The sequence below is a fragment of the Comamonas sp. GCA5 genome, from assembly GCF_036541385.1.
Lineage (GTDB): Bacteria > Pseudomonadota > Gammaproteobacteria > Burkholderiales > Burkholderiaceae_C > Comamonas > Comamonas aquatica.
This window is the reverse complement of the sequence record NZ_JAZHFR010000023.1, coordinates 17,605-30,261: the sequence shown is the minus strand read 5'-3', so window position 1 is coordinate 30,261 and position 12,657 is coordinate 17,605. Positions and strand designations below refer to the sequence as shown.

General features: G+C 63.4%; 11 protein-coding genes. 7 read left to right on the top strand and 4 right to left on the bottom strand.

From position 1 onward, the window contains the following. Positions 1–9: 9 nt before the first annotated feature. Complete coding sequence (locus SJH88_RS07895; RefSeq protein ID WP_420921727.1) at positions 10–945, bottom strand: polyprenyl synthetase family protein; 936 nt, start codon at positions 943–945, stop codon at positions 10–12. 9 nt (positions 946–954) lie between these two features. Beyond that, positions 955–1,203, bottom strand: coding sequence for an exodeoxyribonuclease VII small subunit (gene xseB / locus SJH88_RS07890; protein WP_274754103.1), 249 nt, complete (start codon positions 1,201–1,203; stop codon positions 955–957). Positions 1,204–1,522: 319 nt separating this feature from the next. Between xseB and SJH88_RS07885 the strand changes: the two genes are divergently transcribed. From SJH88_RS07885 to dnaG, 6 genes are all read left to right on the top strand, one after another. Next, on the top strand, positions 1,523–2,662 hold the full coding sequence (locus SJH88_RS07885; RefSeq protein WP_154164278.1) for an aromatic ring-hydroxylating oxygenase subunit alpha: 1,140 nt from the start codon (positions 1,523–1,525) through the stop codon (positions 2,660–2,662). A gap of 117 nt (positions 2,663–2,779) precedes the next feature. Continuing rightward, positions 2,780–3,697, top strand: a complete 918-nt coding sequence (locus SJH88_RS07880) for a DMT family transporter (protein ID WP_274754102.1) — start codon at positions 2,780–2,782, stop codon at positions 3,695–3,697. A gap of 70 nt (positions 3,698–3,767) precedes the next feature. Beyond that, entirely contained in the window at positions 3,768–4,670 is a 903-nt protein-coding gene (locus tag SJH88_RS07875) for a sulfurtransferase (protein ID WP_274754101.1), read from the top strand. Positions 4,671–5,083: 413 nt separating this feature from the next. Then, a complete protein-coding gene (gene flhD, locus SJH88_RS07870; RefSeq protein WP_274754100.1) occupies positions 5,084–5,410 on the top strand; it encodes a flagellar transcriptional regulator FlhD in 327 nt (108 codons plus the stop codon). Positions 5,411–5,446: 36 nt separating this feature from the next. Continuing rightward, positions 5,447–5,989, top strand: a complete 543-nt coding sequence (gene flhC / locus SJH88_RS07865) for a flagellar transcriptional regulator FlhC (RefSeq protein ID WP_042415514.1) — start codon at positions 5,447–5,449, stop codon at positions 5,987–5,989. Positions 5,990–6,136: 147 nt separating this feature from the next. Continuing rightward, positions 6,137–8,137 (top strand): DNA primase, encoded by a 2,001-nt coding sequence (gene dnaG / locus SJH88_RS07860; protein ID WP_274754099.1) that lies wholly within the window; start codon positions 6,137–6,139, stop codon positions 8,135–8,137. A 458-nt stretch (positions 8,138–8,595) separates the two neighbouring features. Here the strand turns inward: dnaG and SJH88_RS07855 are convergent, their stop codons facing one another. Continuing rightward, positions 8,596–8,757: a hypothetical protein gene (locus SJH88_RS07855; protein WP_225890490.1), complete on the bottom strand. Its 162-nt coding sequence runs from the start codon at positions 8,755–8,757 to the stop codon at positions 8,596–8,598. 13 nt (positions 8,758–8,770) lie between these two features. Here SJH88_RS07855 and rpoD point away from each other — a divergent pair, with 13 nt between their 5' ends. Then, positions 8,771–11,077: an RNA polymerase sigma factor RpoD gene (rpoD, locus tag SJH88_RS07850; protein WP_274754098.1), complete on the top strand. Its 2,307-nt coding sequence runs from the start codon at positions 8,771–8,773 to the stop codon at positions 11,075–11,077. 170 nt (positions 11,078–11,247) lie between these two features. Here the strand turns inward: rpoD and SJH88_RS07845 are convergent, their stop codons facing one another. After that, the gene (locus SJH88_RS07845) at positions 11,248–12,489 is read right to left on the bottom strand and encodes a CaiB/BaiF CoA transferase family protein (RefSeq protein WP_274754097.1); all 1,242 of its coding nucleotides are present in this window, start codon (positions 12,487–12,489) and stop codon (positions 11,248–11,250) included. Positions 12,490–12,657 lie beyond the last annotated feature (168 nt).

Sequence of the window (12,657 nt, the reverse complement as noted above, 5' to 3'; positions counted from 1 at the left end):
GGCACGCACTCAATGCGAGCGCCCCACCACCATGTGGGCCAGGGCACTCAAGGCCTGCACATTCTGCAGGCCACTGTCCGCCAGGGCCTGCAAGGACTGCTGGTACAAGGACTGCGCGTAGGCCCGAGCAGGCTCCAGCCCCATCAGAGAGACATAGGTCGGTTTGTCGTTGTCGGCATCCTTGCCCGGGGTCTTGCCCAGCGTGGCGGCATCTGCCACCACGTCCAGCACATCATCGACCACCTGGAAGGCCAGGCCCAGCAACTGGGCGTAGCGCATCAAGGCTTGCTGGGCCGCATCAGAGACCGATCCACAGGCCATGCCCATGGCCACGCTGGCCTCCAGCAAGGCGCCGGTCTTGAGGCTGTGCATGCGGCGCAACTGCGCCTCCGTCAGCGACTGGCCAACGCTGGCCAGGTCGATGGCCTGCCCCCCCGCCATCCCATGCGCCCCGGCAGCACGGGCCAGCAAACGGCACAACTGGGCCTGCATGCTGGCGGGCACCTGCGCATCGGCGGGCGTCAGCAACTCAAATGCCAGCACCTGCAGGGCGTCGCCGGCCAGCAGGGCCCGGGCTTCACCGAACTGCACGTGCACCGTGGGCTTGCCACGGCGCAGCACATCGTTGTCCATGCAGGGCATGTCGTCATGCACCAGGGAATAGGCGTGGATCAACTCCACCGCGCAGGCCGCACGGGTGGCGGCCTGCGGCAGCCCTTGCACCGCCTGGGCGGCGGCCAGCACCAGCAGAGGGCGCAGGCGCTTGCCACCATCCAGCACGGCATAGCGCATGGCATCGCCCAAATCTGCCGGGGTATCCACGCCCACCCACTGGGACAGTGCCTGCTCCACATGGTGCAGCTGCACCTCCATCCAGGACGTGAAGTCGAACTCGGAAGCCGCGGGGGAAAAGCGAGGGGAAGTAGTCAAAATCTGTGGTTCCATGTCTGGCCGTCAATCATGCGACCATTGCTTGATCTGCCCCTCGTCCAGGGCACGGATCTGCGCCTCCACGGTATCGAGTTGCTGCCGGCAGAACTCCAGCAGGAAAGAGGCGCGGCGATAGCCCTGCATCATCTCCCCCAGGGGCAGTTGACCGGACTCCATGGCCACGGCCAGTTCTTCAAGCTCCGCCAGCGCCAGCTCGTAGCTTTCAGGTGGCGTGGATATCTCGGAGACGGCTTTGGTCTTCGCCTTGGGCATGGGGATGTTCGCGGGATTGGAAAGCCTTTGATTTTAGGCTGCCAAGGCGTGCGACCACCCCGGGGAACATACACCCCAGCCAGCGGGAGCGAAATTTGACCGTGCCACGGCCCAAGCGGTTGATATAAATACACATAACCGATCGGCGGGAATAACCCCACCGCTTACAATCCCATTCCCGTCCAACCGGCCCTCCGCCTTGTGCATTGACGGACAAAGCTTCATGCATCTGTCCTGTTGCGCTGTGGCATGGCCGGTTTTATTTTTTCACCCGTGCACGATGCACCTCCCTGTGGGGAGTCTTTAGGTCAGGTCACCCATGTCTGATTTAAGTCTTCAACTGCAGCAGGCCGCAAGCCAACTACCAGTTTCAAGCTATTTCGATGCCGCGCTGTTCCAGCGCGAGATGGAAACCATCTTCCAGCAAGGGCCCCGCTACGTCGGCAGCAGTGTGTCGGTGCCGGAGATCGGCGACTACTACGCCCTGCCGCAGGAACACGAAGGCCGCGCCCTGGTCCGCAACGACCAGGGCCAAATCGAGCTGATCTCCAACATCTGCCGCCATCGCCAGGCGGTCATGCTCAAGGGCCGGGGCAACCTGAAAACCGAAGGCAAGGGCCACGCCGGCGGCAACATCGTCTGCCCGCTGCACCGCTGGACCTACAGCACCAGCGGCGAGCTGCTGGGTGCGCCGCATTTCAGCCACGATCCCTGCCTGCACCTGAACAACTACAAGCTGCGCGAGTGGAACGGCATGCTGTTCGAGGACAACGGCCGCGACGTGGCCGCCGACCTGGCCGGCATGGCACTGCGCGAGCAGCTGAGCTTTGACGGGCTGGTGCTGCACCACGTGGAAATGCACGAGTGCCACTACAACTGGAAGACCTTCATCGAGGTCTATCTGGAGGACTACCACGTCGGCCCCTTCCACCCCGGCCTGGGCAATTTCGTGACCTGCGACGACCTCCAGTGGGAGTTCGCCAAGGAGTACTCGGTACAGACCGTGGGCGTGGCCCCGACCTTCGGCAAGCCCGGCTCTGCGGTGTACAAGAAGTGGCACGACGTGCTGCTGCAGTACCGCAACGGGGAGCTGCCCGAGCGCGGCGCGATCTGGCTGACCTACTACCCGCACATCATGGTGGAGTGGTATCCGCACGTGCTGACGGTCTCCACCCTGCACCCCCTCAGCCCCACCAAGACCATGAACGTGGTGGAGTTCTACTACCCCGAGGAAATCGCGGCCTTCGAGCCCGAATTCATCGCAGCGCAGAAGGCGGCCTACATGGAAACCGCCATCGAGGACGATGAGATCGGCGAGCGCATGGACGCCGGGCGCCGCGCCCTGATGGAACGGGGCGACAACGAGGTCGGCCCCTACCAAAGCCCCATGGAAGATGGCATGCAGCATTTCCATGAGTGGTATCGCCAAACAATGGGCGCGCACCTGCCACAGCGCTGAGCTTTTTTGCTACGCTCTCCAGAGCTGCCAACGCCCGCCAACCGGGCGCTGGCAGCTTTTTTCATAGGCAAGAACGGCGGGCCGTTCTGCACAACACAACAGTCAGGGACGGCGCTCATGCAAGTGCTATGGATGGTGGTGGGGGCGTTTCTGTTCGCCACCATGGGGGTCTGCATCAAGTACGCGGCGGTGCATTTCCACACCGCAGAAATCGTGTTCTACCGTGGCCTGATCGGCATGCTCGCCATGTGGCTGCTCAGCGCCTCCCAAGGCGTATCCCTGAAAACCCGCCACCCCTGGATGCACGCCTGGCGCAGCCTGATCGGCGTCACGGCCATGGGCTGCTGGTTCTACGCCATCACCCAGATGCCGCTGGCCAGCGCCATGACCCTCAACTACATGAGCAGCATCTGGATTGCCGTGTTCCTGCTGGCCGGTGCCCTGTGGTCGCTGCACCCGCGCAGCGGCCGCACACCGCAACCGCTGAATGTGCCGCTGCTGCTGACCATCGTGGCGGGTTTTGTGGGCGTGGTGCTGATGCTGCAGCCCAGCTTTGCCCAGGAGCAGACCACTGCCGCGCTGATCGGCCTGGGCTCCGGGGTGCTGTCGGCCATGGCCTATATGCAGGTCGTGGCGCTGTCGCGCATGGGCGAGCCCGAATCGCGCACCGTGTTCTTCTTTGGCCTGGGCTGCACCCTGCTGGGCCTGGTCGCCAGTGGCATCACCGGTTTTTCCGCCTGGCCCGGCTGGCAGGCCAGCCTGTGGCTGCTGCCCATCGGCCTGCTGGCCGCCGGCGGCCAGCTGTGCATGACGCGCGCCTATGCCCAGGCCAAGACCGCACGTGGCACCCTGGTGGTGGCCAACCTGCAGTACTCCGGCATTGTGTTTGCCGGCCTGTACAGCCTGTTCTGGTTCCACGACAGCCTGGGCTGGGAAGGCTGGCTGGGCATGCTGCTGATTGTGGCCAGCGGCATCGCCGCCACCATCTTCCGCGCACGCGGCGCAGCAGCGCCAGCCAAGGCCGCAGGCCGGTGAACCCAAGGCCTGTGCCGCTGGCCCGATTCCGTCTCACAATGTGCGCTGGCAGAACTTTGAGAACACGCTCATGACCTATACCACCCTGATCACCCCGGCCCAACTGCAAGCCCTGGCAGCCAGCGATCAACCCCACATGGTGTTCGATTGCAGCTTTGATCTGGGCAACCCGCCAGCCGGCCGGCAGCAATACCTGCAGGCCCACATCCCGGGCGCCGTGCACGCCGATCTGGACCAGCACCTGAGCGCCCGCCACGGCGCCCCCGGCAAGGACGGGCAGGTGCACACGGCGGCCACCGACCAGCCCGCCTCCGGCGGTCGCCACCCCCTGCCCAGCCGCGAGCGCTTCGCCCAATGGCTGTCGTCCATCGGCTTTCGCAACGACATGCAGGCCGTGGTCTATGACCGCCAAGGCTGCAACTTCTGTGGCCGTCTGTGGTGGATGCTCAAATGGGCCGGCCATGACGCCGTGGCCGTGCTGGATGGCGGCCTACCCGCCTGGACCGCTGCAGGCGGCGCCACCAGCCAGGGCGACGAGCCCTCGCACTTCCAGTCCAACTTTGCCCTGCACGACAGCCTGCGCCAGCTGGTGACGGCCGACGAGGTCGAAGCCCACCTACAGCAGCCCGAGTGCCAGACCCTGATCGATGCGCGCGCCCCGGCCCGTTACCGTGGCGAGGTCGAGCCCCTGGACCCTGTCGCCGGCCACATTCCCGGCGCGCTGAACCGCCCCTTCTCCGAGAACATCGCCCTGGATGGCCGCTTCAAGCCCCAGGCACTGCTCAAGGCCGAGTTCGATGCCCTGCTGCAAGGCCGTGACCCGGCCACGGTGGTCCACCAGTGCGGCAGCGGTGTCAGCGCCCTGCCCAACCTGCTGGCGATGGAGATTGCCGGATTTCCACCGACACGGCTGTTTGCCGGCAGCTGGAGCGAATGGTGCAGCCATCCTGCGCGACCGGTCGCCAAAGGTTAACAACTTTTTCCCTGTGGAACAGGGGGGTGTTTGCACCTTTTTCAGGAGCATCACCCCCTGCAAAATAGGGCACCATACACATATGCACTGATTAAACGTGGTTAACAATTGAAGCGTTTGGAAAGCTGCTTTTTCCCCGCTTGATTGCCACTTCAAAAGTGTCACAAAACAGTTACATTTACTGCACTGCACGCCATGTGCAGGGTTTTGTGTAAGAAAAAATCCTACATCCTGTTGGCAACAACCAGACATGGCCTGGATGCCAACCAGACACTGCGCACCGGCGCACCCCGACTCCATTTCCTGCAGGCCCGGCCGCAGAATTCATTCCATCAGATCGCCACTTGCTTGCAAGCACAGGCGGCAGCCCCTCGAGGCCCATTTGAAGCTGGGAACTGGAAAAGGATGTAGCCATGAATGACGAACAACTGCTCGCTGAGATCCGCGAAGCCAACCTCACCTACCTGATGCTGGCGCAGACAATGATCCGCAAGGACAAGGCCGAGGCCGTGTTCCGCCTGGGTCTGAGCGAAGAAGCCTGTGACATTCTGGGCACCCTGTCCGCAGCCCAAGTGCTGAAGATTGCCTCCCGCAACACCTTGCTGTGCAGCTTCCGCGTTGACGATGAAATAGTCTGGAACCTGCTGACCAACCACAGCAGCAACAAGATCGGCAACGAAGCCACCAACGCCCTGCACGCCAACATCCTGATGGCCAGCCGCGTCTCCGAAGTGCTGTAAGCCGCTTCGACCGATCACCGCCTACGGAGTCACGCCATGTCCGCGCCCGCCAAAAGTGTTCTGAACGAATCCAAGCAAATCGAACGTGCTGCCATGCTCATCCAGATGGGTGCCCGCATGCAGGTGCTGGAGTCGGAAACCACGCTGTCCTACGAACGCCTGATCCGCCTGTACAAGGAGATCGCCGGCAAGTCGCCCTCCAAAGGCCAGCTGCCTTTCTCGACCGACTGGTTCCTGACCTGGCAGGAGAACATCCACAGCTCGCTGTTCCTGAACATCTATGAATACCTGTCCAAGGGCGTGGATGCCGACCCTGTCGAGGTGCTGACCAAGGCCTACCGCCTGTACACCGAGCAGGTCACGGCCTCGCAACTGGACTGCCTGCTGTCTTTCACCCGCGCCTGGCGCCTGGTGAAGTTCGTGGACGCCAACATGCTGACCCGCACCAAGTGCAGCAAGTGCGGTGGCATGTTTGTCTCCGAACTGTATGAAAACGCCCGCCATTTCGAGTGTGGCCTGTGCAACCCACCAGCCCGCGCTGGCAAGAGCAAGAGCGCAGGCGCCCTGATGCTGCACTGATCCGCAGCCGCAATCCTTTCCCCTTCTTTGACAGCCCGGCCATGCCGGGCTTTTTTTGCGCCATCGCCCCCGCAGGCTGTCGGCTTGTTGCGTGGGCATGCCCGCCGCCCGTCACGCGCGCCAGGCGCATACGGGACAATAGCGCCCGTGTCCATTCCCCAATCCTTCATCCAAGAGCTGTTGTCCCGCGTCGACGTCGTCGACGTGGTGGGCCGCTACGTGCAACTCAAAAAAGGCGGCGCCAACTTCATGGGGCTGTGCCCCTTCCACGGCGAAAAGTCCCCCTCCTTCAGCGTCAGCCCGTCCAAGCAGTTCTACCACTGCTTCGGCTGCGGCAAGAACGGGAATGCCATCGGCTTTCTGATGGAGCATGCGGGCATGGGCTTCGTGGAAGCCGTGAACGACCTGGCCAGCCAGGTCGGCATGGTCGTGCCGCAGGAGGACATCAGCCCACAGGAGCGCGAGCGCCAGGCCGCCGCCAAGCTCAAGCAAGCCACCCTGAACGACGTACTGGAACGCGCCGGCAATGCCTACCGCCACCAGCTCAAGGAGCACGCGCACGCGGTGCAGTACCTCAAGCAGCGCGGGGTCTCGGGCGCCATCTCCAGCAAGTACGGACTGGGCTATGCCCCGCCGGGCTGGCGCAACCTGGCCAGCGTGTTCCCGGAATATGACGACCCGCAGTTGCAGGAAAGCGGCCTGGTCATCGTCGGCGAGGATGACGACAAGCGCTACGACCGCTTCCGCGACCGCATCATGTTCCCCATCCGCAACGTCAAGGGCGAATGCATCGGCTTTGGCGGGCGCGTGCTGGGTGACGAAAAACCCAAATACCTGAACTCGCCCGAAACCCCGCTGTTCCACAAGGGGCGCGAGCTGTACGGCCTGTTCGAGGCGCGCGATGCCCTGCGCAGCATGGGCTACGTACTGGTCACCGAAGGCTACATGGACGTGGTCGCCCTGGCGCAGCTGGGCTTTCCGAATGCCGTGGCCACCCTGGGCACGGCCTGCACCAACGACCATGTGCAGAAACTGTTTCGCTTCACCGACTCCGTGGTCTTCAGCTTTGACGGCGATGCCGCCGGCCGCCGCGCCGCGCACAAGGCGCTGGAGGCCGCCCTGCCCTACGCCAACGACACGCGCAGCGTGAAATTCCTGTTCCTGCCGGCCGAGCACGATCCCGACAGCTTCATCCGCGAGCACGGCAGCGACGCCTTCGCCCGCCATGTCGCCAATGCCCTGCCACTGAGCCAGTTCCTGCTCGAGGCGGCCAGTGCCGAGTGCGACCTGGGCCAGGCCCAGGGCCGCGCCAAGCTGTCCAGCCAGGCCCGTCCGCTGTGGAATTTGCTGCCCGACGGCGCCTTCAAGCGCCTGGTGTTGGGCGAGCTGGCCGCCAAGATCCAGATCGACACGCGCGAGCTGTCGGAGCTGTGGGCCCAGGCCGAAGCCCAGGACAAACGCTTCCAGCGCGGCGGCGCCCGGCCCACACCCAGCCACAGCCCGTACGACGCACCGCCCCATGCCCCGGCCGCGCCCGACTGGGTGCAGGAATTCGCCCCCAGCGGCCATGTAAACCCCTACGGCGACCGCTGGCGCGGCACGGGCAATGGCAACCGCAACGGCGAATGGAAGCGTGGCAGCAAATTTGGCCGCCCCCAGGACAGCTGGCCCGCGCCCTCCCTGGGGCCGCGCGTGGCACCGTCCACCGCCCCCGACCAGGCGGTGCGCCTGCTGCTGTCGCAGATGAAATTCCTCGAACAGCTGGACAACGACGACCTGGACACCCTGGCCCACCAGCCGGCACCGCACGGCCCGCTGTTTGCCTGGATCGAAAGCCAGTTCCAGGAACATGGCCCCCAGCCCTGGGCCGTGCTGCAGGAGCGCCTGCGCGACAGCGTGCATGGCACCTTCGCGCTGCAACTGATGGAAGGTCCGCACGGCCACCCCGAGGGCGAGGAAGCGGAACAACTGCAGGAGCTGCGCAACATCCTGGCACCGCTGCTGGCCAAGCGCATCGAAATCCTGGAGACCGAAGCCCTGAAAGCCTACGCCGCCAACCCGTCGGACAGCGCCATCAAGGCCCATTACCTGGCCCTGGTGGAACGCCGCAAGCTGCTGCGGGATCGTGTCACTTCCAGACCTGAGTAAGGGCACTCGGTCCTTCTGACTTCCAAAAGCAGAGCTGTTAGCGCTTGTGAAAGCTTCACTTCCAATTGATTTCATAAGGAAACGATGAATTGACAAGCGCTGGCAGCTCTTATTTTTGAAAAGTAGTCTTTGTTTTTCCTACATCTCCCTCTGACAGCCACCACTTTGGCCGGGGCGCGAAAAATATTTACAGAAAATACGCGCCAACCTCTTGCAATTTGGCGCAAACGCTATAATTAGGCATTCATCGGCAAGAGCGACAGCAGCACCTCCGGTCCGGGCCCCGTGATAGACGTCACGTGTCAGCAGCAACTGCATGGCCCAATTCCCGCAAGGACTGCACACCAAATGATCGCCCAGACATCTTGCCTTGGGAGCTGTTCGCTCCCGGCATGCCCCAGGCATGCTTGTGCGCCGGGTTAGGTGGCGCTTGCATTTTTCCTTTGTGTGTCCGCTTTTCACCAAGAGGTTTTCATGCCCGTTGCAAAGTCCGCGAAGATGTCCAAGCAGGCGCCCGACGCTACCGCGAAGCCCAAAACTTCCAAAACCACGGCCGCTGCCAGCACGGCAGCCACCGTGAAGAAGTCTGCTGCCACCTCCACCCAGGCAGCCGCTTCCAAGAAAGATTCCGATATGGCGACTTTGTCCCAAGCTGAACTGAAAGCCATGGCCGACGCCCTGCTGGCCGAAAGCACTCCAAAACGCGGCCGCAAGAAAGCGGCTGAAGGCGACGAGGCCCCCGCCGCCAAGAAACCTGCGGCCAAGAAAGCGGCAGCCCCCAAAGCCGAGGCCGTAGAAGCCAAGCCCGCAGCCGCCAAGAAGGCCCCGGCCAAGGCAGCCAAGGCCCCCGCCGAAGCCAAGGTGCCCGCCAAGCGCGGCCGCAAGCCCAAGGCCAAGGAAGAGTCCGAAATCGACGAAGATCTGGGTGACTTCGACGCCGATGCCGACATCGAAGCGGATGCCGAGACCGAAGTGGAAGTCGAGGCCGAAGTGGCCGAGACCGGCACCACCGAGAAGGCCAAGCCCCTGCGCATGAAGATCAGCAAGGCAAAGGAACGCGCCTTGATGAAGGAATTCGGCCTGGACGAAACCGTCCTGACCGAAGAGGAAATGAACACCCGCCGCCAGCGTCTGAAGATGCTGATCAAGCTGGGCAAGACCCGCGGCTACCTGACCCACGCCGAAATCAACGACCACCTGCCCGACAAGCTGGTCGATGCGGAAACGCTGGAAGTCGTGGTCTCCATGCTCAACGACATGGGTGTGGCGGTGTACGAGCAGACGCCCGACGCCGAAACCCTGCTGCTGAACAACACCGGCCAGTCCGCCACCACCGAAGAGGAAGCGGAAGAGGAAGCCGAAGCCGCCCTGTCCACCGTGGACTCGGAATTCGGCCGCACCACCGACCCCGTGCGCATGTACATGCGTGAAATGGGCACGGTGGAACTGCTGACCCGCGAAGGCGAAATTGAAATCGCCAAGCGCATCGAAGGCGGTCTGATGGACATGATGGAGGCGATCTCCGCCTCCCCCGCCACCATCGCCGAAGTGCTGGGCATGGCCGCCGAAATCCGCGAAGGCAAGGTCGTGATCTCGGCCATCGTTGACGGCTTCGTGAACGCCGACGAAAACGACGACTACGTGGCCGAAGAAGACTTCGACGAATACGACGAAGAGGACGACGACGACGGCAAGGGTGGCTCCAAGGCCATGACCCGCCGCCTCGAAGAGCTGAAGAACGAAGCCCTGTCGCGTTTCGACAAGATCGCCGAGCATTTCGAGAAGCTGCGCAAGGCCTACGATAAGGACGGCTGGGGTTCGCCCGCGTACAACAAGGTGCAGAAGGCCATCACCGACGAGCTGATGACCATCCGCTTCACGGCCAAGACCATCGAGAAGCTGTGCGACCTGGTGCGCGCCCAGGTGGACGATGTGCGCAAGAAGGAACGCGAGCTGCGCAAGATCATCGTCGACAAGTGCCGCATGCCACAGGAAATCTTCATCAAGGAATTCCCGCCCAACCTGCTGAACCTGAAGTGGGTGGAAGAGCACGCGTCTGCCGGCAAGGCCTGGAGCAATGTGCTGTCGCGCAACATCCCGCCCGTGCAGGAGCTGCAGCAGAACCTGATCGATCTGCAGGCCCGCGTGGTCGTGCCGCTGGAAGAGCTCAAGAGCATCAACAAGCGCATGAACGAAGGCGAGCGCAACAGCCGCTTCGCCAAGAAGGAGATGATCGAGGCCAACCTGCGTCTGGTGATCTCGATTGCCAAGAAGTACACCAACCGCGGTCTGCAGTTCCTGGACCTGATCCAGGAAGGCAACATCGGTCTGATGAAGGCCGTGGACAAGTTCGAATACCGCCGCGGCTACAAGTTCTCGACCTACGCCACCTGGTGGATCCGCCAGGCCATCACACGCTCGATCGCCGACCAGGCGCGTACGATCCGTATCCCGGTGCACATGATCGAGACCATCAACAAGATGAACCGCATCAGCCGCCAACACTTGCAAGAGTTTGGTTTTGAGCCCGATGCGTCCATCCTGGCCGAGAAGATGGAGATTCCCGAGGACAAGATCCGCAAGATCATGAAGATCGCCAAGGAACCTATCTCGATGGAAACCCCCATCGGCGACGACGACGACAGCCACCTGGGCGACTTCATCGAAGACCAGGCCAACACCGCGCCGATCGACGCGGCCATGCAGGCCGGCCTGCGCGACGTGGTCAAGGACATCCTGGATGGCCTGACCCCGCGCGAAGCCAAGGTGCTGCGCATGCGCTTCGGCATCGAGATGTCCACCGACCACACGCTGGAAGAAGTGGGCAAGCAGTTCGACGTGACGCGTGAACGCATCCGCCAGATCGAGGCCAAGGCGCTGCGCAAGCTCAAGCACCCCAGCCGTTCGGACAAGCTGCGCAGCTTCATCGATTCGCTGTAAGCGCGTACGGCCCAAACGGCGCAACCCACCTGTCCTCGCGGCAGGTGGCGCCCAAACCAAAGGAGACCCGCGGGTCTCCTTTTTTCATGCCTACTAACTCAAACCATAGCAGTCGGCGCTGGCTGCATCGGCGCTGCAGGCCGATTTCGTTCACATGCCCAACACGGGCATCAGGCCACGGCCTGCTGCTGGCGCATCACCTCGATCTCTACTGCGCTGTAACCCAGGCTGGCCAGCAGCTCGGCCGTGTGCTCGCCCGCCTTGGGCGGGTTGCTGCGCACCGGCAGGCGCTCGCCATCCATGCGCAGCGGCAGCAAGGTGGTCTTGGCCGTCTGGCCCGCCTTGTCACCATCGCTGAGCACCACCTCGGCCAGGCCACCCGTGGCCAGCAGGTGCGGGTCGTCAAACAACTGCTCGGGCCGCGAGATGGGGGCATAGGGCAGTTGGTGGTCTTCAAACACCTGGGCCAGGTGCGCCGCGCTGTGCTGCGCCAGGCGTTGGCGCAAATCGGGCATCAGCGTCGCACGTGCACGCACGCGGTCGTTGTTGGTCTGCAGCGCCGGATCGGCCAGCAGGTCGTCAAAGCCCATGGCCGTGCAGAAAGTGCGCCACTGCGCATCGCTCACGGCCGCCAGGAAGATCTGCGCCCCGTCCTGGACGCTGAACACGTCGTACAGGCCCCAGGACGAGATGCGCTCGGGCATGGGCGCTGCCGGCTGGCCGGTCACCGCGTACTGCATCATGTGCTGTCCGACCAGGAAGACGTTGTTCTCGAACAGCGCCGCATCGATCTCCTGACCCTGGCCGGTTTGCGCGCGCTGCATCAGCGCAGCCATGGCGCCGATGGCGCCGAACATGCCACCCATGATGTCGTTCACGCTGCTGCCCGCGCGCAGCGGATCGCCCGGGCGACCGGTCATGTAGGCCAGCCCGCCCATCATCTGCACCACCTCGTCCAGCGCGGTGCGGTGCTCGTAGGGGCCAGGCAGAAAGCCGGTGTGGTTCACATAGATCAGGCCCGGGTTGAGCCGCGACAAGCTGGCATGGTCCAGGCCGTACTTCTTCATCACCCCGGGCTTGAAGTTCTGCAGCACCACGTCGGCGCTCGCGGCCAGCCGGATGGCGGCCTGCACGCCCTCGGGCTGGCGCAGGTCGATGGCCACGCTCTTCTTGTTGCGGTTGAACATGGGAAAGAATCCCGCTCCGGCGCCCAGCAGGTGGCGCGTGCGGTCGCCGTCCACCGGCTCTACCTTGATCACCTCGGCCCCCAGATCCGCCAGCACCATGCCGCACGCCGGTCCCATCACCATATGGCTGAACTCCACCACGCGAATGCCTTGCAACGGCAGCGGCTTCGAAGGGGTGGAGGTGGTGCCGTGGGGCGCTAGGTCGGAGGGGGTGGTGTCGGTCATGTTCACAAAAAATAGCAGAGATGGACGCAGTACGGCCGCGCCTAGGGTTTCCCCTGGAATCCGGGCATTCTAGAAAGCCCCCTGGGCCCTTCACCCATGTTTTGGGCAATCCGGGCATCCCGGAACGTGATTCCCCCGGTGTGGGAACGTGGCAGCGCTACAACAAAA